At 58.8% G+C, this 22,654-nt stretch carries 20 protein-coding genes; 18 read left to right on the top strand and 2 right to left on the bottom strand.

Going from position 1 to position 22,654, the window contains the following annotated elements; genetic code table 11:
• Positions 1 to 368: 368 nt before the first annotated feature.
• From mraZ to mutT, 18 genes are all read left to right on the top strand, one after another.
• Positions 369 to 827: a division/cell wall cluster transcriptional repressor MraZ gene (mraZ, locus tag BN4575_RS15945; protein ID WP_068978932.1), complete on the top strand. Its 459-nt coding sequence runs from the start codon at positions 369 to 371 to the stop codon at positions 825 to 827.
• Entirely contained in the window at positions 828 to 1,766 is a 939-nt protein-coding gene (gene rsmH / locus BN4575_RS15950; RefSeq protein ID WP_068978933.1) for a 16S rRNA (cytosine(1402)-N(4))-methyltransferase RsmH, read from the top strand.
• A 3-nt stretch (positions 1,767 to 1,769) separates the two neighbouring features.
• Positions 1,770 to 2,084: a cell division protein FtsL gene (gene ftsL / locus BN4575_RS15955; protein ID WP_042019590.1), complete on the top strand. Its 315-nt coding sequence runs from the start codon at positions 1,770 to 1,772 to the stop codon at positions 2,082 to 2,084.
• Positions 2,081 to 3,835, top strand: a complete 1,755-nt coding sequence (locus BN4575_RS15960) for a penicillin-binding transpeptidase domain-containing protein (RefSeq protein WP_042019589.1) — start codon at positions 2,081 to 2,083, stop codon at positions 3,833 to 3,835. Before ftsL ends, BN4575_RS15960 begins: the two co-directional genes overlap by 4 nt.
• A complete protein-coding gene (gene murE, locus BN4575_RS15965; RefSeq protein ID WP_068978934.1) occupies positions 3,768 to 5,300 on the top strand; it encodes a UDP-N-acetylmuramoyl-L-alanyl-D-glutamate--2,6-diaminopimelate ligase in 1,533 nt (510 codons plus the stop codon). The genes BN4575_RS15960 and murE overlap by 68 nt, the downstream gene beginning before the upstream one ends.
• Positions 5,297 to 6,652, top strand: a complete 1,356-nt coding sequence (murF, locus tag BN4575_RS15970) for a UDP-N-acetylmuramoyl-tripeptide--D-alanyl-D-alanine ligase (RefSeq protein WP_068978935.1) — start codon at positions 5,297 to 5,299, stop codon at positions 6,650 to 6,652. Before murE ends, murF begins: the two co-directional genes overlap by 4 nt.
• Positions 6,646 to 7,728: a phospho-N-acetylmuramoyl-pentapeptide-transferase gene (gene mraY / locus BN4575_RS15975; RefSeq protein WP_042019586.1), complete on the top strand. Its 1,083-nt coding sequence runs from the start codon at positions 6,646 to 6,648 to the stop codon at positions 7,726 to 7,728. Before murF ends, mraY begins: the two co-directional genes overlap by 7 nt.
• 4 nt (positions 7,729 to 7,732) lie before the next feature.
• Positions 7,733 to 9,016 (top strand): UDP-N-acetylmuramoyl-L-alanine--D-glutamate ligase, encoded by a 1,284-nt coding sequence (murD, locus tag BN4575_RS15980; protein WP_068978936.1) that lies wholly within the window; start codon positions 7,733 to 7,735, stop codon positions 9,014 to 9,016.
• Positions 9,017 to 9,107: 91 nt separating this feature from the next.
• Positions 9,108 to 10,289 (top strand): cell division protein FtsW, encoded by a 1,182-nt coding sequence (gene ftsW, locus BN4575_RS15985; protein WP_042019584.1) that lies wholly within the window; start codon positions 9,108 to 9,110, stop codon positions 10,287 to 10,289.
• Positions 10,289 to 11,371 (top strand): undecaprenyldiphospho-muramoylpentapeptide beta-N-acetylglucosaminyltransferase, encoded by a 1,083-nt coding sequence (murG, locus tag BN4575_RS15990; RefSeq protein ID WP_068978937.1) that lies wholly within the window; start codon positions 10,289 to 10,291, stop codon positions 11,369 to 11,371. Before ftsW ends, murG begins: the two co-directional genes overlap by 1 nt.
• Before the next feature lie 100 nt (positions 11,372 to 11,471).
• Entirely contained in the window at positions 11,472 to 12,926 is a 1,455-nt protein-coding gene (gene murC, locus BN4575_RS15995) for a UDP-N-acetylmuramate--L-alanine ligase (RefSeq protein WP_068978938.1), read from the top strand.
• A gap of 97 nt (positions 12,927 to 13,023) precedes the next feature.
• A complete protein-coding gene (locus BN4575_RS16000; RefSeq protein ID WP_042019579.1) occupies positions 13,024 to 13,776 on the top strand; it encodes a cell division protein FtsQ/DivIB in 753 nt (250 codons plus the stop codon).
• Positions 13,757 to 15,016, top strand: coding sequence for a cell division protein FtsA (gene ftsA, locus BN4575_RS16005; protein ID WP_042019577.1), 1,260 nt, complete (start codon positions 13,757 to 13,759; stop codon positions 15,014 to 15,016). Before BN4575_RS16000 ends, ftsA begins: the two co-directional genes overlap by 20 nt.
• Before the next feature lie 39 nt (positions 15,017 to 15,055).
• Entirely contained in the window at positions 15,056 to 16,207 is a 1,152-nt protein-coding gene (gene ftsZ / locus BN4575_RS16010) for a cell division protein FtsZ (RefSeq protein ID WP_042019576.1), read from the top strand.
• Between the two features lie 99 nt (positions 16,208 to 16,306).
• Complete coding sequence (gene lpxC, locus BN4575_RS16015) at positions 16,307 to 17,230, top strand: UDP-3-O-acyl-N-acetylglucosamine deacetylase (RefSeq protein WP_005336146.1); 924 nt, start codon at positions 16,307 to 16,309, stop codon at positions 17,228 to 17,230.
• Between the two features lie 140 nt (positions 17,231 to 17,370).
• The gene (locus BN4575_RS16020; RefSeq protein ID WP_068978939.1) at positions 17,371 to 18,276 is read left to right on the top strand and encodes a M23 family metallopeptidase; all 906 of its coding nucleotides are present in this window, start codon (positions 17,371 to 17,373) and stop codon (positions 18,274 to 18,276) included.
• Positions 18,277 to 18,334: 58 nt separating this feature from the next.
• The gene (secA, locus tag BN4575_RS16025; RefSeq protein WP_068978940.1) at positions 18,335 to 21,055 is read left to right on the top strand and encodes a preprotein translocase subunit SecA; all 2,721 of its coding nucleotides are present in this window, start codon (positions 18,335 to 18,337) and stop codon (positions 21,053 to 21,055) included.
• A gap of 165 nt (positions 21,056 to 21,220) precedes the next feature.
• Entirely contained in the window at positions 21,221 to 21,625 is a 405-nt protein-coding gene (gene mutT / locus BN4575_RS16030; RefSeq protein WP_068978941.1) for an 8-oxo-dGTP diphosphatase MutT, read from the top strand.
• Between the two features lie 70 nt (positions 21,626 to 21,695).
• Here the strand turns inward: mutT and yacG are convergent, their stop codons facing one another.
• Both yacG and zapD read right to left on the bottom strand, forming a co-directional pair.
• Positions 21,696 to 21,890, bottom strand: a complete 195-nt coding sequence (yacG, locus tag BN4575_RS16035; RefSeq protein WP_042019568.1) for a DNA gyrase inhibitor YacG — start codon at positions 21,888 to 21,890, stop codon at positions 21,696 to 21,698.
• A gap of 12 nt (positions 21,891 to 21,902) precedes the next feature.
• Positions 21,903 to 22,625: a cell division protein ZapD gene (gene zapD, locus BN4575_RS16040; protein ID WP_068978942.1), complete on the bottom strand. Its 723-nt coding sequence runs from the start codon at positions 22,623 to 22,625 to the stop codon at positions 21,903 to 21,905.
• Between the last annotated feature and the right edge of the window lie 29 nt (positions 22,626 to 22,654).

The following is a 22,654-nucleotide window of genomic DNA, read 5'->3' on the forward strand; positions in this document are numbered from 1 at the left end:
GGGTGGTAGGATAGGCATCAACTCAGTCCTTTGGGTGTGGCTTGTTTTGTTTGGCGACTAATCAGATCGCACAAACTGGACTGAGTTCCCTTCCTCCAGTGATCTACTATTCGGAACAGTTATTTAGATAGTGACCGCCTACCACCCCGTAGTTAATTAATCGTTTGCTGTTTTTTCAGCAATAACTCTTGGAAAATCAACCCACTCAACCAGCAGTGTCCACATGCTGCGTCAATATGTTCTCTCTGTCCCATCTCCTTGCTTGAAAAGCCCCTTCCACGTCCTTAAACTTCATGGTGGGGAAAAGTGGATCAAAGTGGTTTTTAGAGGGGCAATCAGCTCGCTCACTCACCTTCAGGGACTGCAATTTGTTGCGTGGCGCTCATGCCATCAGCCTGGACACTAAAGGGCGGCTGGCTATTCCGACCAAATTCCGTGATTGGCTGCGCTCTGAGCGCGACGGCCAGCTGGTCTGCACCATCGATATTGCCCATCCCTGTCTGCTGCTTTATCCCCTGAACGAATGGGAAGAGGTTGAGCGCAAGCTCAAGACCCTTTCCAGCATGAATACGCAAGAGCGCCGTTTGCAGCGGCTGTTGCTGGGACATGCAACCGAATGCGAGCTGGATGGCAATGGCCGTCTGCTGCTCAGCCAGCCACTGCGCAACCATGCGGGGCTGGACAAGAAAATCATGTTGGTGGGCCAGCTCAACAAATTTGAGCTGTGGGATGAAGCCCGCTGGCAACAACAGGTCAATGACGACATCTTGGGTCTGCCCGGGGACGATTGGGCAAGCTCACCACGACTACAGGATTTCTCTTTATAAATGACCCAAGCCGCTGAACACATCACAGTGCTGTTGCACGAAGCCGTCGCAGGTCTGGACATCAAGCCGGACGGCGTTTACGTCGATGGTACTTTTGGCCGTGGTGGTCATTCTCGTCTGATCCTGCAGCACCTTGGCCCCAATGGCCGGTTGATCGCCATCGACCGCGATCCGCAGGCGATTGCCGAGGCGGCCAAGATCCAGGATCCCCGTTTCGAAATCGTCCATGGTCCCTTCTCCGGTATCGCCTCTTATCTTGATGAGCGTGGCTTGCTGGGCAAGGTGGATGGCTTTTTGCTGGATCTGGGGGTCTCGTCTCCCCAGCTGGATGATGCCGAGCGCGGATTCAGCTTTATGAAAGATGGCCCGCTCGATATGCGGATGGACCCCACCTCAGGCCAAAGTGCTGCCCAGTGGCTGGCCAAGGCTGATGTGGATGACATCGCCTGGGTGCTGAAGACCTTCGGTGAGGAGCGCTTTGCCAAGAAGATCGCCCGCGCCATCGTCCACGATCGCGTGACCGAACCTTATGTGCGTACCCGTCAGCTGGCGGAGATGATTGCCCGGGTCAACCCGAGCAAGGAAAAAGGCAAGCATGCTGCAACCCGCAGCTTCCAGGCCATCCGCATCTATATCAACAGCGAGCTGGACGAGATTGAAACTGCGCTTAACGGTGCGCTGGAGGTGCTGGCACCCCAGGGGCGTCTGTCGGTGATCAGCTTCCACTCATTGGAAGATCGGCTGGTGAAGCACTTCATCCGCAAGCATGAAAAAGGGCCGGAAGTGCCTTACGGTATTCCGTTGACCGAGGCCCAGCTGGCTGGCGGTCGCAAATTGAAGTCGGTGGGTAAGGCCCTCAAGCCATCTGACTCTGAAGTTTCTGAAAATAGCCGCTCGCGCAGCTCGGTGCTGCGGGTTGCCGAACGGCTGGCGGAGTAAGCGATGAGCGAGGTGCGTGTTCATCTGGCCAAGGAGATCCTCCGTGATCTCTGGCGCCACAAGCTGCAGATTTTGCTGTCAGTTGCCGTGCTGGTCACCGCCTTTGCGGTGATTTTGGTGACCAACATGACCCGGGGTCTGACTGCCAAGCAGAACGATCTGATGGCGGAAGAAGATCGCCTCAATATCGAATGGCGCCATCTGCTGCTGGAGCAGGGCACCTTGGCTGAACATTCCCGGGTGGCGAGTCTGGCGATGGACAAGTTACAGATGGGACGTCCGCTGGTGACCACCGAGAAGGTAATTACCCAACCATGAAACGCAAGGCTACAGCCAAAGCTGCCAAAGCGACTGTCAAAGCGCCATCGATCTATCCGTGGCGCTTTCGCACGCTGGTGGTATTTATCGGCATCGCGTTTGTGGGTCTGATCCTGCGCCTAGCGTGGATCCAGGTGATCAACCCGGATCGTCTGCGTCAGGAGGGGGACATGCGTTCGCTGCGGACGACGTCCACCCAGGCGGTGCGCGGCATGATCACCGATCGCAATGGCGAGCAGCTGGCGGTTTCTGTGCCGGTCGAGGCGGTCTGGGCCGATCCCAAAACAGTCCATGAGTCCGGCGCCATCAATAACGAGCGGGCCTGGCTGGCATTATCAGCAGTGCTGAAACTCGATATCAATACGCTCAAGCACCGCCTTGCCAACCCCAGCAAGCGGTTCGTCTACCTGCAGCGTCAGGTGACGCCTGCTGTTGCCGAGTATATCAAGGGGTTGAAGCTGGGTGGGGTCTACCTGCGCCCTGAAGCGCGCCGTTTCTACCCGACCGGCGAGATCAGCGCCCATCTGGTGGGGGTGACCAACATCGATGACAACGGCATAGAGGGTATCGAGCGTAGCTACAACGAGTGGTTGACGGCCACCTCTGGCGAGATGCGGGTGCGCAAGGACCGTCAGGGTCGCGTAATTGAACGCCTTGGTGTCGTCAAAGAGGGCAAGAACGCCAACGATCTGCAACTCAGTATCGATCAGCGGGTGCAGGCTCTGGCCTACCGCGCCCTCAAGCGGGCAACCGACGAGAACAAGGCGACCTCCGGCTCCATGGTGATGCTGGATATCAAGACCGGCGAAGTGCTCGCCATGGTCAACACCCCCTCTTACAACCCCAATAACCGTGGCCAGTATCAGAGCTTCCGGGTGCGCAACCGGGTAGTAACCGATACCTATGAGCCTGGCTCCACCATTAAGCCATTGATTTTGTTAAGTGGGCTGCAGGCAGGGGTGACCAGCTGGAGAGACACCATTCCGGGTGGGCCGCTGTTTATCGGCGCCAAACAGATCAAGGACGTCAGTATTCACAAGGCGACCAACCTCTACGACATTCTGCGTTACTCCTCCAACATCGGTATGTCACGCATCGCGCTGCGGATGCCGGCCCAGGAGATGATCAACACCCTCAGCATGTTTGGTTTCGGCATGGATACCGGCAGCGGGCTGATGGGCGAGAGCAGCGGCATGCTGCCCCAGCGTCGTCGTTGGTCCGATATCGAGCGGGCGACCCTCTCATTCGGCTATGGCTTGCGGGTCACCCCGCTGCAGCTGGCTTCTGCCTACGCCACCTTGGCCAACAAGGGTAAGCGGGTGCCGCTCTCCATCGTCAAGGTCACCACGCCGCCCAAGGGTGAGCAAGTGATCGACCACAACAACGCCTCTGCCATGTTGCAGGCGCTGGAATATGTGGTCGACAACGCCATTCCCAAGGCCAAGATCCCGGGCTATCGGGTCGGCGGCAAGAGTGGTACTGCCAAGGTCGCCGTCGCTGGTGGCTATGGCAAGGATTACATGGCCTGGTTTGCCGGTTTTGCCCCAGCCAGTGACCCCCGTTTCGTCATGGTGGTGGTGATCAACGAGCCGAAAGGCAGCGCCTATTATGGCGGCGCCGTGGCGACCCCACCGTTTGCAGAGGCCATGGGCGGGGTGCTGCAGCTCTTCAATATTCGTCCTGATGCGGTGCCCACAGCGGTGCCCACCAAACTTGCCCGTACGGAGGCCTCTCTTGTCCCGCGCACTTGATGCATTACTGCGCCCCTTCGGTATCCAGGCGCCGGCGCTCACCCTGACCGATATCCAGCTGGATAGTCGGCGGGTCGGCCCCGGCTCTCTCTTCGTGGCCATTCGTGGTCATCAGGTGGATGGCAGACGGTTTATCGAACAGGCGGTGGCTCAGGGAGCGACCGCTGTTGTGTTTGAGGAGGATGGTGAATTTATCCCACCATCGACTCCGGTTCCCTGTATCGGGATGCGGGAGCTGCCCGCTCATCTTTCTGCTCTCTCAGGGTATTTCTACGACCAGCCAGCCAAAAAACTTGAACTGGTGGGGATCACCGGTACCAACGGCAAGAGCACCACAGCGCTGCTGGTCGCCAACTGGCGCACCCTGCTGGGTGGCAAGGCTGGCGTGATGGGCACCATAGGCAACGGCCTGTTTGGCAAGCTGATCGAAGCGGAAAACACCACCGGCAGCGCCGTGCAGGTGCAGTCCACGCTGGCTGAGCTGCAAGAGCTGGGGGCGGATCTGGTGGCGATGGAGGTCTCCAGCCACGGTCTGGTGCAGCACCGTGTTGCCGCATTGCCGTTTGCCGCAGCCGTTTTCACCAACCTGAGCCGGGATCACCTCGACTATCACGGCACCATGGAAGCCTATGGCGCGGCCAAGGAGCAGCTGCTGCAACTGGTCGATGAGTCAAATGCGGTGATCAACCGCGATGACGAGTTGGGTGCCAAGTGGCTCGAAAAATACCCGGCTGCGGTGGCCTTCAGTGTGGATGGCCCGATTGAATACCATGCTGGCCGTCAATTAACGGCGCAGCAGCTCGATTTTCACCAGCAAGGTTTTCGCGCGCAGATTAACTCCAGCTGGGGGAATGGTGTATTATCCGCCCCCTTGCTCGGGCGCTTCAACGTCAGCAATGTGCTGGCGGCGATGGGGGTGATGCTGGTGCTCGGTTACGACTTCAACGAGCTGCTGGCGACGGCCCCCCAATTGCAACCGGTGACCGGTCGCATGGAGTGTTTCGGCGGTGGCGATACGCCGCTGGCGGTGGTCGATTATGCCCATACCCCGGATGCGCTGGAGAAGGCATTGCAGGCCCTGCGGGTGCACTGCCAAGGCCAGCTCTGGTGTCTGGTTGGCTGCGGCGGCGACCGCGATCGTGGCAAGCGCCCCATGATGGCGGCGATGGCCGAGCAGTATGCGGATCGCGTGATCCTGACCGACGACAATCCCCGTACCGAGGAGCCGGCCCGGATCATGGCCGACATGGTGGCGGGTTTTCGCGATCCTGCTGCGGTGCTGGTGGAGCACGACCGGGTCAAGGCGATTGCGCTGGCCATCGGTCAGGCGAGCAAACAGGACATCATCCTGGTGGCCGGTAAGGGTCACGAGGATTATCAGATCATTGGCATAGACAAGCGGCACTACAGCGATCGGGAAACCGTCGCAGCCGCCTTGCACACATTACTGGAGTCATTCACATGATGACCCTCAAGCTTGCCGAGCTGGCGCAGGTACTCGGTGCCCGTCTGATTGGTGACGATGGCGAGATCACCGCAGTCAGTACCGACACCCGCACCCTGGGTGCCGGTGCCTTGTTCGTTGCCCTGCGCGGCGAGCGCTTCGATGCCCACGATTTTTGCGAGCAGGCCGTTCAGGCAGGGGCCTCTGCCCTGCTGGTCGAGCGTGAACTGCCGCTGGCCATTCCCCAACTTGTGGTGACCGACAGCCTCAAGGGGCTGGGCCGTCTCGGCAAACTGGTGCGTGAGCGCATTAACCCGAAAGTGCTGGCCATTACCGGCAGCTGCGGCAAGACCACGGTGAAGGAGATGGCAACCGCTATCCTTCGCAACGAAGGGGAAGTGCTGGCCACCGCTGGCAACTTCAACAACGAGGTGGGGGTGCCACTCACCCTGCTGCGCCTTGAGCCGCAGCACCAGTTTGCAGTGATGGAGCTGGGTGCCAACCATCCGGGCGAAATCGCCTGGACCACTTCATTGGCCAAACCTGATGCCGCCATCATCAATAACGTGGCGGCGGCCCATCTGGAGGGTTTCGGCTCGCTCGAAGGCATTTATTACGCCAAAAGCGAAATTTTTGAAGGTCTGAGCGAAGGCGGCACCGCCATCGTCAACGCCGACAACGAGTTCTGGCCGAAGTGGCGGGAACGCGGCATTGGCTGCGCTTTCTCTATTGAGGATCAGAGCCAGCCGTTCCACGCGCGCGACATGGTGCTTAACAAGCAAGGCTGCGCCGAGTTTGTGATGGTGACCCCGCAGGGCGAGCTGAGCCTGACTCTGGCGATCCCGGGTCGCCACAACGTGGCCAACGCACTGGCCGCCGCCGCGGGCTGTCTGGCCCTCGGCGCATCCCTCGACTCCGTCAAGGCGGGGCTTGAGCAGATGGCGCCGGTCAAGGGGCGTTTCTGCGTCCAGCGCTGGGGCGGCCTGACTCTGGTGGATGATACCTACAACGCCAGCGTGGAATCCGTGCTGGCTGGCATCGATGCCCTGACCGCCATGGGCGGCTTCAAGGTGTTGGTGTTCGGTGATATGCGGGAACTGGGTGAGGAGTCTGCCGAGCAACATGCCCGGGTTGGCCGTCATGCCCGCGAGTGCGGTCTGGACGCCGTGCTGACAGTAGGGGAAGAGAGTCGCCACACCGCAGATGCCGCGGCTGGCCGACATTTCGATAACAAGGCGTCGTTGTTTGAAGTGCTTGCGCAAATGATAAATACACATCAGGAAATTTCGATTCTGGTCAAGGGTGCCCGTGGCTCCCGTATGGAAGATATCGTCGAGATGGTCAAAGGCCATCAGGAGTCAGCCACATGCTAGTCTGGCTGGCGGAATTGCTCACCCCGCACTTCACCTTCTTCAACGTCTTCTCCTATCTGACGTTTCGCGCCATCCTGTCGATCATCACCGGTCTGGGGGTTGCCCTCTGGATGGGACCACGGCTGATCCGCCGCCTGCAGATCCTCAAATTCGGCCAGGTGATCCGCAACGATGGCCCCGAGTCTCACCTCAGCAAGCGAGGCACCCCGACCATGGGGGGGCTGATGATCATTGCGTCCATCTTTATCTCGGTGCTGCTGTGGGGCCGTCTCGACAACGGCTACGTCTGGCTGGTGCTGTTCGTACTCGGTGCTTACGGTGCCATCGGCTTTGCCGATGATTACCTCAAGGTGGTACGCAAGAATACCGACGGTCTGATTGCCCGCTGGAAGTACTTCTGGCAGTCCGCGGTGGCACTGGTGGTAGCGGTTATCCTCTACTGCACAGCGACCCACGATGGCCAGACTCAGCTGGTAGTGCCTTTTTTCAAGGATGTGATGCCGCAACTGGGGTTGATGTTTATCGTCCTGACCTACTTCGTCATCGTCGGCACCTCCAATGCGGTTAACCTGACCGATGGTCTCGATGGTCTGGCCATCATGCCGACCGTGATGGTGGCGGGGGGCTTTGCCCTGATCGCCTGGGCCACCGGTAACGTCAATTTTGCCAACTACCTGCATATTCCCTATGTACCCTATACCTCCGAGCTGGTGATCGTCTGTACCGCCATCGTCGGGGCGGGTCTGGGCTTCCTCTGGTTTAACACCTATCCGGCCCAGGTCTTCATGGGGGACGTTGGTTCCCTGGCCCTTGGCGGCGCGCTGGGTACCATCGCCGTGCTGGTTCGTCAGGAGTTCCTGTTGGTGATCATGGGTGGCGTGTTTGTAATGGAAACGCTGTCGGTGATCCTGCAGGTGGGCTCTTACAAGTTGCGCGGCGTGCGGATCTTCCGCATGGCGCCGATCCATCACCACTATGAGAAGAAGGGCTGGCCGGAGCCGCGCGTCATCGTGCGCTTCTGGATCATCACCCTCGTTCTCGTCTTGCTGGGTCTTGCCACCCTGAAGGTGCGATAAGACCATGGTCATCATCATCGGATTGGGCAAAACCGGACTCTCCTGCGTCGATTATTTCCTCAGCCGTGGCGTAACGCCGCTGGTGATGGATACCCGCGCCAACCCGCCCGGCAAGGATCAACTGCAGCCGGAGGTGGAGTTGATCCACGGGCTTGACGAGGCACTACTCAAGCAGGCGCACATGATAGTAGCGAGCCCCGGTATTGCGCTGGCAACTCCCGAGTTGAAAGCCGCCGCCGAGCGTGGTGTGCAGATCATTGGCGACATCGAGCTGTTTGTCCGCGAGACCCAGACCCCGGTCATCGCCATCACCGGGTCCAACGGCAAGAGCACAGTCACCACCCTGGTGGGCGAGATGATTGCCGAAGCCGGGCTCAAGGTTGGCGTCGGTGGCAATATCGGCATCCCGGCGCTGGAGTTGCTCAAGCAGCCGATGGATCTCTGTGTGCTGGAGCTATCGAGCTTCCAGCTCGAGACCACCTACAGTCTGCGTGCTGCGGCCTCCGTGGTGCTCAATCTCTCCGAAGATCACATGGATCGCTATCAGGGCATGGCTGACTATCGCGCCGCCAAGATGGAGATCCATCAGCACTCCAAACACATTCTGGTCAATCGCGACGATGCCCAGACCCTGCCCGATGTGGGTCAGGTGTGGCAGAGCTTTGGCCTCGATTGCAATGGCTATGGCCGCTGCCTGCTGGATGGCCGCTACTGGCTGACCCTGCATGGCGAACCGCTGCTGGCGGTGGACGAGATGAAGATCGTCGGCGCCCACAATCAGGCCAACGCCCTCGCCGCCATGGCGCTGTGCGATGCGGTTGGTATTCCCCGTGCCGCCCAGCTCACCGTGCTGCGCCGCTTTGAAGGCTTGCCTCACCGTGCCCGCTTCGTGCGAGAGGTAAACGGGGTGCGCTGGATCAACGACTCCAAGGCCACCAACGTGGGGGCCACTCTGGCTGCCGTTGCCGGTGTGCGCGAGTCGGTCAAGGGACGCCTGTTGCTGCTGGCCGGTGGTCAGGGCAAGGGGCAGGATTTTGGCCCGATCCAGGCGCTGCTGGGCAACCAGATCGATCATATGTACTGCTTCGGTCAGGATGCCGAGGTACTGCTGGCGCTGGGCGAGCAGACTGAGCTGGTCGCCGATCTGGCGGCCGCGGTCGCCAAGGCGGCGGCGGATGCCAAGCCCGGTGACTTGGTGCTGCTGGCGCCGGCCTGTGCCAGCCTCGATCAGTTCAAGTCATTCGAGGTACGCGGCGATCGCTTCACCGAGATGGTACAGATGCTATGAACGCACTCCTTGCCAGCCTGGACGGGCTTTACCTCTTTACATCTTTCGACGTTCGCGGTGATCGCCTTACCGCTGAACTGGTGCTGGCGCTATGAACGCCCTTCGCGCAGCAGCAGGTCTTTTCCAGCGCTGGTTGTTACCGGCGCGTCCTGCCGGTCTTTACGATCGGCAGCTGGTACTGCTGGCGCTCTCCCTGATGGCAGTGGGGGTGGTCATCGTTGCCTCGGCGTCGATCCCGGAAGGGATTGCGCTGGGGGATGACCCCTTCATGTTCGTCAAGCGGCATGGTCTGTTTCTGGTGATGGCGCTGGGGATCTCCTGGTTTGTGCTGCAGGTGCCGATGGCCCGCTGGCAACAGTACAACGGCCCTATGCTGGTGCTGGCGATCCTGATGTTGGTGCTGGTGCTACTGGTGGGTCGCAACGTCAACGGTGCGGTGCGCTGGTTGCCGCTCGGTCCCTTCAACCTGCAGCCTGCGGAATTTGGCAAGCTGGCGCTGTTTGTCTATCTGGCCGGTTATCTGGTGCGCCGTCAGAGTGAAGTGCGGGAAGCCTGGTTCGGCTTCCTCAAGCCGTTGGCGGTATTCGGCGTACTGGCAAGTTTACTGCTGCTGCAGCCGGATCTGGGTTCCACAGTGGTAATGTTCGTCACCTCGTTTGGCATGCTGTTTCTGGCGGGGGCAAAGCTGGGGCAATTTATCACCCTGATCGGTGCCGGGCTGGGGGTGGTTGTGATGCTGATTATTGCAGCACCGTACCGGATGAGACGGGTCACCTCTTTTATGGACCCCTGGGCCGATCCGTTTGGCAGTGGCTACCAGTTGACCCAGTCGCTGATGGCATTTGGCCGCGGCAGCTGGTTTGGTGAGGGGCTTGGCAATTCTATCCAGAAGATGGAGTACCTGCCGGAAGCGCACACCGACTTCGTGTTTGCGATCCTCGGTGAAGAGCTCGGTTATGTCGGGGTGCTGGGCGCCCTGTTCCTGATTTTTGCGCTGGCGATCAAGGCTCTCAAGCTGGGTCATCGGGCGCTGGTGGCAGATCGGCTCTATGACGGCTATCTGGCCATCGGCATCGGCATCTGGTTCAGCTTTCAGACCTTCGTTAACGTCGGGGCGGCCAGTGGCATGATGCCGACCAAGGGCTTGACCCTGCCGCTGGTCAGTTATGGCGGTTCCAGTCTCATCATCATGACGGTGGCGGTGAGTATGTTGATTCGAATTGATTTTGAGTTGCGTCAGGCGACAGCCCAGGCGCGCGTGCGGGAGGTTTAGTGAGCAAGACTCTGTTGGTGATGGCAGGTGGTACCGGTGGACATGTGTTCCCCGGTCTGGCCGTGGCTGATCGCCTGAAGGCCCAGGGCTGGAATGTCCACTGGCTCGGCACTGCCGACCGGATGGAGGCTGAATTGGTGCCTGCCCATGGCTATCCCATCTCCTTTATCGATATTCAGGGGGTGCGTGGCAACGGCATCAAGCGGTTGCTGGTGGCACCCTACCGTATCGTCAAGTCGATCCTGCAGGCGCGTCAGGTGCTCAAGACAGTTCGCCCAGACGTGGTGCTCGGCATGGGCGGCTTTGCCTCCGGGCCGGGTGGGGTAGCGGCTTGGTTCTCCGGCATCCCGTTGCTGCTCCATGAACAGAATGCCGCTGCCGGCATGACCAACAAATTGTTGGCGCGCATCGCCAAGCGGGTGTTGATGGCATTTCCGGGGGCCTTCGCCCCGAGCCGTCGCACCGCTGTGGTGGGTAATCCGGTGCGCCCGGAAGTGGTGGCCTTGCCGGATCCCCAACTGCGCAGCAGCAGCGAACCGCTGAATCTGCTGATCGTCGGTGGCAGTCTGGGGGCCCGGGTGCTCAACGAGCAGGTTCCTGCTGCAGTGGCGGCGGCCGGTGTGCCGATTGCTGTACGTCATCAGTGTGGCAAGGGCAATGGCGAGATAGTCTCCGCCGCCTACACCCAACACGGCATCAATGCCGAGGTGAGCGAATTTATCAAGGATATGGCCGGTGCCTATGCCTGGGCCGATCTGGTGGTTTGCCGAGCGGGGGCCCTGACGGTCTCCGAAGTGGCTGCCGCCGGTGTGGCCGCCATTTTCGTGCCATTGCCTCATGCGGTGGATGATCACCAGACCCGTAACGCCCTGACGCTGGTCGACGGTGGTGCGGCCGAGTTCCTGCCCCAATCCGAGTTGAATACCGTTTCGCTGGCGGCGCGTCTGACCTGGCTGGCTGGTCGCCGGGAGACCCTGTTTAACATGGCGAAAGCGGCCCGTCGCGTTGCTATTACGGATGCGGCCGAGCGGGTAGCGGACGAGTGCAAGCGACTCGCAATCGGGCAGAGTGGTAAAGATTGATGAGCAAGGTTGCAGCGGCGACACCGTGCAGCCTTGTACCTGACTATATTGATGCCGCCGTGTGACAGCACACGGCCAGCGGCAGACTAGCGAGACGATTATGACCAAGGTTGAATTGGCAAAACTGCGTACTGTGATCCCCGAAATGCGCCGCGTGCGTCGCATTCACTTTATCGGCATAGGCGGTGCCGGTATGGGCGGGATCGCTGAAGTGCTTGCCAACGAAGGGTATCAGGTAACAGGGTCTGACTTGGCCCGTAATGCAGTGACCGAGCGGTTGGCTGGGTTGGGCGCTCACATCTTCGTGGGTCACAGTGCCGAGCATATCGAAGGAGCCAGCGTGGTGGTGGTCTCTACCGCCATCAAGCAGGATAACCCCGAGCTGCTGGCCGCCCGTGAATTGCGGATCCCGGTGGTGCGTCGTGCCGAGATGCTGGCCGAGCTGATGCGTTTCCGTCATGGCATCGCCATCGCCGGTACTCACGGCAAGACCACCACCACCAGTCTGGTGGCGAGCATCTATGCCGAAGCTGACCGTGACCCGACTTTCGTCATCGGTGGTCTGCTTAACAGCGCCGGTACCAATGCCCGCCTGGGTAGCAGCCGTTATCTGATCGCCGAAGCGGACGAGAGCGATGCCTCCTTCCTGCATCTGCAGCCGATGGTCTCTATCGTGACCAACATCGAAGCGGATCACATGGAAACCTACGGTGGCGATTTCGCCAAACTGAAAGCCACCTTTATCGAGTTTTTGCACAACCTGCCTTTTTATGGGCTGGCGGTGGTCTGCGTCGATGATCCGGTGATCCGTGGCATGTTGCCCGAGATTGCCCGCCCGACCCTGACTTACGGTCTCGCTGACGATGCCGACGTGCAGGTGCTGGATTTTGTCCAGACCACCAACCACAGCTGCTTCCGGGTGCGTCGTAAAGATGCCGGTGAGTTGCAGGTCACCCTCAATTTGCCGGGTATTCACAACGCATTGAACGCTGCAGCGGCGATAGCTGTCGCGACCGAGGACGGTGTCAGCGATGATGCGATCATCTCTGCGCTGGCCAAGTTTGAAGGGGTGGGGCGCCGTTTCCAGCAATATGGCGAGTTCGAAACCGGTCGTGGCAAGGCGATGCTGGTGGACGACTACGGTCACCACCCAAGCGAAGTGAAGGTCACCATCAACGCCGCCCGTGCCGGTTGGCCCGACAAACGGTTGGTGATGGTATTCCAGCCACACCGCTATACCCGCACCCGCGATCTCTACGAGGACTTCGCTGACGTGCTCTCCAAGGTAGACGTGCTGGTGATGCTGGAGGTTTATGCTGCCGGTGAGGAGCCGATCCCGGGTGCCGATGGACGGGCACTGTGCCGCTCCATTCGCTCCCGCGGCAACCTCGAACCCATCTTTGTTGCCACCCCGGATGACGTGCCAGCCGTGCTGGCCGACCTGATCGGCGAGGGCGATTTGGTGCTGACTCAAGGTGCCGGCAACGTCGGGGCGCTTGCCCGTCGTCTCGGAGAGATGAAATTGAGCATAGATAGCATGAAATCTGGCGCCTGAGGGCCCAATGAGTATTTTGACCGCCAAGCCGGGGCCTATATAATGGCGAACCGGTCTGTCAAAAGGCCGGTTTAGCGCGTTACACGGGGATCGTCGGGTGGAGGCAAGGGCAGAAGGGCGCACCAAGGGTGGCTTCATCGCAGGCGTAGTGTTTTTCCTGCTGGTGTTATGGGGCTGCTATCAGACTGCGCTGGATGTTAAAGGTTGGCTGACAGATGCCAACCGGTTGCCCATGAGCGAGCTGTTGCTACAGGGGCAACACCAGTATTTGGAAACCGAGGAGTTGCGGCTGGCCGTGCTGGATGGCGCCGAGCTGCGCAACTTCTTCGAGTTGGATGTCAACGAATTACAGGCACGGCTCAATGCCCTGCCATGGGTAGCTCAGGTCTCGGTACGAAAAAAGTGGCCGAACAAGATCAAGATCTACCTCACTGAACAGGATGTGGCGGCGCGCTGGAATGGTAATCGCTTCGTCAATGCCAAGGGCAAGGTGTTCAGTGCCCCGGACAGAGTCAAGACGCCGCTGCTGCAACTGTCAGGGCCGGATGACCAGGCTGCCCGGGTGTTAAAAGAGAGTCGGCAGTACCAGTCGCAGCTGGCTGCCAAAGGATATACGTTGCAAGGGGTTAATTTGACCTCGCGCCATGCCTGGGAACTGACCCTGGATGGCAACATCAAGCTGTTCCTCGGGCGCAATGATATTGCGCTCCGGTTACAGCGGTTTATCGATGCCTTCCCGGTGATCGAACCCCGTGCGCAGGTTGCCTACGTGGATCTTCGATACGACACCGGAGTGGCAGTTGGCTGGAAGAAGAGCGAAGAGAAAGTGCATGACCAACACCGCAGATAGGAATTTGATTGTCGGACTGGATATCGGCACAACCAAGGTGGCGGTTCTGGTCGGGGAAGTATTGCCGGATGGTGAGCTGAATGTCATCGGCATGGGTAGTCACGCTTCCCGCGGAATGGAGAAGGGCGGGGTCAATGATCTCGACTCCGTGGTCAAGTCACTGCGTCGTGCGGTAGAAGAGGCCGAAATGATGGCCGATTGCCAGATCAGCTCGGTTTATCTGGGATTGTCCGGCAAGCATATTGACTGTCGCAATGAGACCGGTATGGTGCCCATCTCCGATGAGGAGGTGACCCAGGAGGACGTGGACAACGTCATCCATACCGCCAAGTCGGTCCGTCTCTCCGACGAGCTGCGGGTGCTGCATGTGCTGCCTCAGGAGTTCGCCATCGACTATCAGGAAGGGATCAAGAATCCGGTTGGCCTGTCCGGTGTGCGGATGGCCGCCAAGGTGCACCTGATCACCTGCCATAACGACATGGCCCGCAACATTGAAAAATGTGTGGAGAAGGTGGGATTGCGGGTGGATCAGCTGATCTTCTCCGCGCTGGCCTCCAGCTATGCCGTACTGACCGAAGACGAGAAAGAGCTGGGTGTCTGTGTCGTGGACATCGGTGGTGGCACCATGGACATGTCGCTGTTTACCGGCGGTGCCCTGCGCCACACCAAGGTGATCCCGTACGCTGGCAGCACAGTGACCAGCGATATCGCCTACGCCTTTGGCACTCCGCCGCTCGACGCAGAAGCGATCAAGGTGCGCTACGGTTGCGCCCTCGGCCGTCTGGTCAGCAAAGAAGACACGATTGAAGTGCCCAGTGTCGGCGGTCGTCCGGCGCGTAGCCTGCAACGGCAGACACTGGCTGAAGTGATTGAGCCCCGTTACACCGAGTTGCTCTCCATGGTGAATGATGAGCTGGTGCGGGTACAAAGCGAACTGAAAGCGCAGGGAGTCAAGCATCAGCTGGCAGCCGGTGTGGTCTTGACCGGCGGCGCAGCCCAGATCGAAGGCATTGTGGAGTGTGCAGAGCAGGTCTTCCAATGCCAGGTCCGGGTGGGAGAACCCATGAACATACGTGGTTTGAGTGATTATGTGCAGGCACCAGTGTACTCGACAGCAGTCGGGTTGCTGCAATATGGCCGCACCCATCAAGCCACAGGTAGCAACAAAGAATATACCGCCAAGGCAAGTGTCGGTGGCCTGGTCAAACGGGTTAGCAACTGGCTGCGTGGCGAGTTCTAAGAATTTTGCTGAGTCAGGCAAATAAAGCGGAGAGACAACATGTTTGAATTTATGGATAGCCACACTGACGAAGCCGTCATTAAAGTGATCGGTGTAGGTGGCGGCGGCGGCAACGCTGTCGAGCACATGGTTCGTCAAAATATTGAAGGTGTTGAGTTTATTACCGTCAACACCGATGCCCAGGCGCTGCGTAATTCCAGTGCCAACACCACCTTGCAGATCGGTGGTGGCATCACCAAGGGTCTGGGGGCGGGTGCCAATCCTGAGGTGGGTCGTGATGCGGCCATGGAAGATCGCGAAGCGCTGCGTGAGCTGCTGACCGGTTCTGACATGGTGTTCATCGCTGCCGGTATGGGTGGCGGTACCGGTACCGGTGCTGCACCGATCGTGGCCGAAGTGGCGCGCGAGATGGGCATCCTGACCGTTGCCGTGGTGACCAAGCCGTTCTCCTTCGAAGGGAAGAAGCGGATGGCGTTTGCTGCCCATGGTATCGAAGAGCTCTCCAAGAACGTCGACTCCCTGATCACCATCCCCAACGACAAGTTGCTGAAGGTGCTGGGTCGCGGTATTTCCCTGCTGGACGCCTTCAAGGCTGCCAACGATGTACTGCTTGGCGCGGTACAGGGCATTGCCGAGCTGATCACCCGTCCGGGCTTGATCAACGTCGACTTCGCGGACGTGCGTACCGTGATGCGTGAAATGGGTACTGCCATGATGGGTACCGGTTCCGCCTCGGGTGATGATCGTGCCGAAGAAGCGGCCGAAAAAGCCATCTCCAGCCCGCTGCTGGAAGATGTGGATCTGGCCGGTGCCCGTGGCATCCTGGTCAACATCACCGCTGGTATGGACATGACCATCGAAGAGTTCGAAACCGTGGGTAACGCGGTCAAGGCCTTCGCTTCCGAGAACGCCACCGTGGTAGTGGGTACCGTAATCGATCCGGAAATGCACGACGAACTGCGTGTGACTGTGGTTGCGACCGGTATTGGTGCCGAGCGCAAGCCGGACATCACCCTAGTCAAGAGCAGCCAGGTGCAAGAGCGCCCGGTACGTCAGCCGCTGGTGAGCGACATGATGCAAGGCCGCGTGATGGACGAAGCGCCGGCCAAGGTGGTCAACGCCGAGCCGCAAGCTCGTCGTGAACCGGATTACCTGGATATTCCGGCATTCCTGCGCAAGCAAGCTGACTAAGCCTCTTATGGCTCCGGTTTGTTTGTTGTTCAAGGATTGTGCTAAGATGGCCAGCCAACGACCATCTGGTCCGGAATTTAAGCTGTGTAGGGTACACCCATGATTAGACAAAGAACCTTGAAAACGAGTGTACAGGCGACTGGTGTCGGCTTGCATTCGGGCCGGAAAGTCACAATGACGTTCCGTCCGGCACCTGTTAACACAGGAATCGTTTACTTGCGTACCGACTTGAATCCTGTGGTAGAGCTGCCAGCCAATGCCGATCAGGTGCGCGATACCGTGCTCTGTACTGCACTGGTCAACGAAGCCGGCGTCCGTGTCTCAACCATTGAGCACCTCTCTGCCGCGCTGGCCGGGATGGGGATCGACAACCTCTATGTCGAGGTTGACGCGCCCGAGATCCCGGTGATGGACGGCAGTGCGCATCCCTTTATCTACCTGCTGCAGGAAGTCGGGATCCGTGAGCAAAATGCTGCCAAGCAGTTTGTGCGGATCAAGAAGAGCATCCGGGTTGAAGATGGCGACAAGTGGGCGGAATTCCACCCTTATCGCAACGGCTTCAAGATGGATCTCGAGATCGATTTCCAGCATCCGGTGTTTGAAGGGCGCAATCAGCGCTGCGTACTGGATTTCTCCGGTGCCTCCTTCGTGAAAGAGATCAGCCGCGCCCGTACCTTCGGGTTCATGCGTGATATCGAGTACCTGCGTTCCCAGAACCTGGCGCTGGGCGGAAGCCTGGAAAACGCCGTGGTACTGGACGACTATCGGGTGCTGAACGAAGACGGTTTGCGCTATGAGGACGAGTTCGTCAAGCACAAGATGCTGGACGCGATCGGTGACCTCTATATGTGTAACCGCAGCATCATCGGTGAGTTCCGTGCCTACAAGACCGGACATGCCCTGAACAACAAGCTGTTGCGTGCCTTGCTGGCCGAGCAGGAGGCTTGGGAACTGGTGACCTTCGAGGGTGAGGGCGACAAAGCGCCTATCGCTTACTACGACAACGGTCTGGTTCTGGCCTGATAGCTGTGCAACGGAACGTCGGTCCTCTCTCCGCACCGACGTTCCGTCATTTATTGACTCCATCCTTTAATACCGATTATCTCCCGGTTTTATTTCCTGTGCAGGCTGTTGGCCGCACCTGACCGAGCAGACAGATTTCTATGAGCATTACCCTGATCCTCCACGGCAAGCAGCGACGCAAGTTGCACTTACCCAAACAACGTCTGGCCTGGGTCGGCGGTATCCTCTTCTCTTTGGCCATTCTTGGTGGTGGTTGGCTCTGGCAGAGCTGGCACCAGAAAATGGAAGCGCTGGAAGTGGCGCTGGCCGTTGCCGAGCAGCAGTCTGTCGCTCAGAGTGGCGATGAGGCTCGTGAGCAGTTGGCAATGCTGGCGGCTCAGGTGGGCACCATGCAGGGTCAGTTGGGCCGCTTGAATGCCCTCGGTGAACGACTGACCGAGCAGGCTGATCTCGATCCTGACGAGTTCAATTTCAAAGAGCTGCCTCCCATGGGCGGCCCTTCTTATGATGAAGAGCTGGAAGTGAACCTCAACGAGCTGCAAGCCTCGATGAAACACCTCAGCCAGCAACTCAGTAGCCGCGAAGAGCAGCTGTCGGTACTTGAATCTTTCATCATGAATCACCATATCACCGATGCCGGCTTTATTTCTGGCACGCCAGTCAAACAGGAACGAGTTTGGGTCTCGTCCGGGTTTGGTGGACGGGTCGATCCGTTCAATGGGCGAGCCAAAATGCATAAAGGTGTCGATTTCCGCGGTAAACCAGGCACTCCCATTCTGGCCACCGGTCCCGGCATTATCAGCTGGGCGGGACGTCATCCGGAATTCGGCAATATGGTGGAGATTAATCACGGTAATGGTCTGGTCACTCGTTACGCCCACAACTCCAAGCTGCTGGTCGAAGTGGGCACCCTGGTTGATCAGGGCCAGAAGATTGCCTTGATGGGGCGCACCGGTCGCGCGACCGGCGTCCATTTGCATTACGAAGTGTTGAAAGACGGTCGTCAGGTCAACCCCGCACGCTTTCTGAGTGCCGGACGGGGTTAGGTTTTTTCTCCAGGTTCCCATGACGGAACGCTTTTATAACCAGAAATAGTTGGTACCCATGATTAGCACACTGCTTACCAAGATTATTGGCAGCCGGAACGATAGAACGCTCAAGGCTTTGCGCAAAATTGTAAAACAAATCAATGCAATGGAGCCTCAGTTCGAAGCTCTGTCCGACTCTGAGCTGCAGGCCAAGACGGCCGAGTACCGTCAGCGTCTGGAGCAGGGTGAGACCCTGGAGCAGCTGTTGCCGGAAGCATTCGCGACCGTGCGTGAAGCCTCCAAGCGGGTGTTCGGCATGCGTCACTTCGACGTGCAGCTGATCGGCGGCATGGTGCTGGATTCCAACCGCATCGCTGAAATGAAGACCGGTGAAGGTAAAACCCTGACCGCAACCCTGCCAGCGTACCTCAATGCCCTGAGCGGTCGTGGCGTCCACGTGGTGACAGTGAACGACTATCTGGCCAAGCGCGATGCGGAAGCGAACCGTCCGCTGTTTACCTTCCTCGGCATGACAGTAGATTGCAACGTGCCAGGTATGGATGCGTCGCAAAAGCGCGACGCCTATGCCGCCGACATCACTTACGGTACCAACAACGAATTCGGTTTCGACTACCTGCGCGACAACATGGCGTTCTCGCCGGAGCAGCGGGTGCAGCGCCCGCTCAACTATGCGCTGGTGGATGAGGTTGACTCGGTGCTGATCGATGAAGCCCGAACCCCGCTGATTATCTCTGGCCCGGCTGAAGACAGCTCTGCCATGTATACCCAGATCAACAAGCTGATCCCGCTGCTGGTCAAGCAGGACAAAGAAGACACCGAGGAGTACACCGGTGAGGGGCACTACACGGTTGACGAAAAGAACCGTCAGGCCCTGTTGACCGAAAACGGTCAGATTTTCGTGGAAGAGCTGCTCAAGAAAGAGGGGCTGCTCGATGAGCATGACTCCCTGTTCTCTGCCACCAATATCAGCCTGCTGCACCATGTCAACGCCGGTCTGCGTGCCCACACCCTGTTTGAGCGCAACGTGGATTACATCGTCCAGAAGGATGAGATCGTCATCGTCGATGAGCATACCGGTCGCACCATGCCGGGTCGTCGCTGGTCCGATGGTCTGCATCAGGCGGTTGAAGCGAAAGAAGGGGCCAAGATCCAGAACGAGAACCAGACTCTGGCCTCGATCACCTTCCAGAACTACTTCCGTCTCTACAACAAGCTGGCGGGGATGACCGGTACTGCAGATACCGAAGCCTTTGAATTCCAGCAGATTTATGGTTTGGATACCGTGGTTATCCCGACTAACCAGCCGATGGTGCGCAAGGACATGGGCGATCTGGTCTATCTGACCGCCAATGAAAAGTATGCCGCCATCGTTGAAGATATCCGCCAGTGTGTGGCCAAGGGTCAACCAGTGCTGGTCGGTACCGTCTCTATCGAGAACTCCGAGCTGCTCTCCGGCATCCTGAACAAAGAGCAGATCCCGCACAAGGTATTGAACGCCAAGTTCCACGCCATGGAAGCGGAAATTGTCGCTCAGGCGGGCCAGCTTGGCGCGGTCACCATCGCGACCAACATGGCTGGTCGTGGTACCGACATCGTGCTGGGTGGTAACTGGCAGGCAGAGATTGCCACCCTGGATAACCCGTCCAGCGAGCAAGTTGCCGAGTTGAAAGCAGCCTGGCAGGTGCGCCACGATGAGGTGCTGGTTGCCGGTGGTCTGCACATTATCGGTACCGAGCGTCACGAATCCCGTCGTATCGACAACCAGCTGCGCGGCCGTTCCGGTCGTCAGGGTGACCCGGGTTCCTCCCGTTTCTACCTCTCCATGGAAGATACCCTGATGCGGATCTTCGCCTCCGATCGCGTGACCGGCATGATGAAGAAGCTGGGCATGGAAGAGGGCGAAGCCATCGAGCACCCTTGGGTGACCAAGGCCATCGAAAACGCCCAGCGCAAGGTGGAAGGTCGCAACTTCGACATCCGCAAGAGCTTGCTTGAATTTGATGACGTGGCCAATGATCAGCGCAAGGTGGTTTACGAGCAGCGCAACGAGTTGCTGGATACCAACGACATCTCCGAGACCATTCACGTCATCCGTGACGATGTCTATGGCGCTGTGATTGACGAGTACATTCCGCCCCAGTCACTGGAAGAGATGTGGGATGTCGCCGGTCTGGAAGCGCGCTTGAAGGCTGACTTCGGGCTGGATCTGCCGCTGCAACAGTGGCTGGCAGAAGATGACAAGCTGTATGAAGAGAAGCTGCGCGAGCGCATTCTGGACGAGGCCAACAAGCTCTATAGCCACAAGCAGGAGCTGGTCGGGGTCGAAGTGCTGCGTAATTTCGAGAAGGCGGTGATGCTACAAACCCTGGATGGCCTGTGGAAGGAGCATCTGGCGGCGATGGATCACCTGCGTCAGGGTATTCATCTGCGCGGTTATGCCCAGAAGAACCCCAAGCAGGAGTACAAGCGTGAATCCTTCGATCTGTTTACCCAGATGCTGGAAACCCTCAAGCGCGATGTAGTCAGCATCCTGAGCCGGGTTCAGGTGCAAGAGCGTGATGTAGAAGTGATGGAAGAGCAGCAGCGCCAGCAGGCAGAAGCGGCTCCCCGTACCTACACCCACGCCGCTGCAGAGAGCCAGCTGGCCGATGAAGAGGCCGCAGGCGAAGAGGGTCACACCACCTTCGTGCGCGACGAGCAGAAGGTTGGCCGCAACGATCCATGCCCTTGTGGCTCCGGCAAAAAGTACAAGCATTGCCATGGTCAGTTGACCTGATCGATTGCAATGCCATAACAAGGCGGGCCCGGTGCCCGCCTTGTTTTTATCAAATGAGCGAAGAGAGCCAAAGTTGTCGATATCCAGCCGCAGCGGATGCGAGCGCTAATCAGGGATTGGCGGTATCGAGCAGCTTGATTAAGCAGATGGTGCAAAGGTAACAAGATGGAACAGAAAAAGCGGATCTGGGTGGCGGTTGGCGTCATCGAGAATGAACAGGGCGATATCTTCATCGCCAGACGCTCCTCCGATCGCCATCAGGGGGATCGCTGGGAGTTTCCCGGTGGTAAGGTGGAGTCGGGCGAGGATCTGCTCGGTGCGCTGGATCGGGAGCTGTGGGAAGAGATCGGTATCCGGGTGCAGGATTGCGCCCCCTTCATGGAGTTGCAGCACGACTATCCCGAGAAACAGGTGTTGCTGGATATCTGGAAGGTAACCCGCTTCAGTGGTGAACCGTTCGGCAAGGAGGGGCAGGAGTGCTTGTGGGTGTCGGTAACAGAGCTGCACCACTATCAGTTCCCTGATGCCAATGGCCCGATTGTGAAGCGGCTACAGGCCACGCTGGCGTGAGCTGGTAACAAGAAATGAAAAAGGGCCATTCGGCCCTTTTTTCATGTTGTAGAGGTGAGTGACCACGGGCTTATAGCCACTGATCGCCCTCTTCCGGCTCTGGCAACAGATCCGGGTTGATCGCCCCGGGGATCCGCTTCTCTTCATCCGCCCATTCGCCGAGATCGATCAGCTGGCAGCGCTTGCTGCAGAAGGGACGAAACGGGCTCTGCGGACCCCATTCCAGTTCAGTTTGGCAAGTCGGACACTTAACCTTGGTGACCATCTGGATGTTTCCTTAACAGCAAGCGAGCTGGAACGGCACATCACCAACCAGCTGTTCAGAGGTGGACAAAAACCGCAAGGCAAAGCGATTCTTATGGCCGCTCAGGGTCGGGTAGCAAGAGAGATTGGCTGGCAGCTTGATGCGGATCAGCTCGGCGCTCTCGGCGGTATCCTGGAAGAAGCCGTTGCTGGCGACCTGCTCGCTGAAGGCGCCTGAATCGCGCCACAGCCCCAGTAGCAGGGTAATGGAATTCATCAACAAGTTGATGTCGGCAAGCCAGCTTTGCATTTGCTGGTGACGGGCAATAGCCGGGGTACCGAGCCAGTGGTGCAGTTGCGGTACATCGAAGGCACACAGGCCGCCGGGAATAGAGAAACGCTGGCGGATCGCCGCAAGCTGGCGATCTTCTTTCAGTCGTGCGCCGGGGCGAGGGGACTTGAGCAGATTACGGGAGAGCTGGCTGCTCTCTTGCTGCATTTGCTTGATCTGCTCCAGATCAACGTCAGGCAAGCTGGCCCAGTGGCTCAGGCGCTGACTGAGGCGCTCCAGATCCTTGATAAGATCGGCGCGCAGGTCACCCCGCTCCAGCAACTCTTGCAGGTCAAACAACCCTTTGAAGAAGGCGATATGTGCCCAAGGCTGGTCGCTCTCCAGATTGTCGCGGATCTGGGAAAACAGAGACTCCAGACGAAGATAGGTCCGGCTTTTTTCATTGAGAGGAAAATCGTAAATCATGCCTAATCCTGGCCAGCCATAAACCGGCC

It is taken from the genome of Aeromonas sp. EERV15, from assembly GCF_900079845.1.
GTDB classification, from domain to species: domain Bacteria; phylum Pseudomonadota; class Gammaproteobacteria; order Enterobacterales; family Aeromonadaceae; genus Aeromonas; species Aeromonas sobria.

Excerpts from the sequence above, each read along its gene's own strand:
- rsmH (WP_068978933.1), top strand. The coding sequence starts at position 828 with ATGACCCAAGCCGCTGAACACATCACAGTGCTGTTGCACGAAGCCGTC.
- ftsL (WP_042019590.1), top strand. The coding sequence starts at position 1,770 with ATGAGCGAGGTGCGTGTTCATCTGGCCAAGGAGATCCTCCGTGATCTC.
- BN4575_RS15960 (WP_042019589.1), top strand. The coding sequence starts at position 2,081 with ATGAAACGCAAGGCTACAGCCAAAGCTGCCAAAGCGACTGTCAAAGCG.
- murE (WP_068978934.1), top strand. The coding sequence starts at position 3,768 with ATGCGGTGCCCACAGCGGTGCCCACCAAACTTGCCCGTACGGAGGCCT.
- murF (WP_068978935.1), top strand. The coding sequence starts at position 5,297 with ATGATGACCCTCAAGCTTGCCGAGCTGGCGCAGGTACTCGGTGCCCGT.
- mraY (WP_042019586.1), top strand. The coding sequence starts at position 6,646 with ATGCTAGTCTGGCTGGCGGAATTGCTCACCCCGCACTTCACCTTCTTC.
- murD (WP_068978936.1), top strand. The coding sequence starts at position 7,733 with ATGGTCATCATCATCGGATTGGGCAAAACCGGACTCTCCTGCGTCGAT.
- ftsW (WP_042019584.1), top strand. The coding sequence starts at position 9,108 with ATGAACGCCCTTCGCGCAGCAGCAGGTCTTTTCCAGCGCTGGTTGTTA.
- murC (WP_068978938.1), top strand. The coding sequence starts at position 11,472 with ATGACCAAGGTTGAATTGGCAAAACTGCGTACTGTGATCCCCGAAATG.
- ftsA (WP_042019577.1), top strand. The coding sequence starts at position 13,757 with ATGACCAACACCGCAGATAGGAATTTGATTGTCGGACTGGATATCGGC.
- ftsZ (WP_042019576.1), top strand. The coding sequence starts at position 15,056 with ATGTTTGAATTTATGGATAGCCACACTGACGAAGCCGTCATTAAAGTG.
- lpxC (WP_005336146.1), top strand. The coding sequence starts at position 16,307 with ATGATTAGACAAAGAACCTTGAAAACGAGTGTACAGGCGACTGGTGTC.
- BN4575_RS16020 (WP_068978939.1), top strand. The coding sequence starts at position 17,371 with ATGAGCATTACCCTGATCCTCCACGGCAAGCAGCGACGCAAGTTGCAC.
- secA (WP_068978940.1), top strand. The coding sequence starts at position 18,335 with ATGATTAGCACACTGCTTACCAAGATTATTGGCAGCCGGAACGATAGA.
- mutT (WP_068978941.1), top strand. The coding sequence starts at position 21,221 with ATGGAACAGAAAAAGCGGATCTGGGTGGCGGTTGGCGTCATCGAGAAT.
- yacG (WP_042019568.1), bottom strand. The coding sequence starts at position 21,890 with ATGGTCACCAAGGTTAAGTGTCCGACTTGCCAAACTGAACTGGAATGG.
- zapD (WP_068978942.1), bottom strand. The coding sequence starts at position 22,625 with ATGATTTACGATTTTCCTCTCAATGAAAAAAGCCGGACCTATCTTCGT.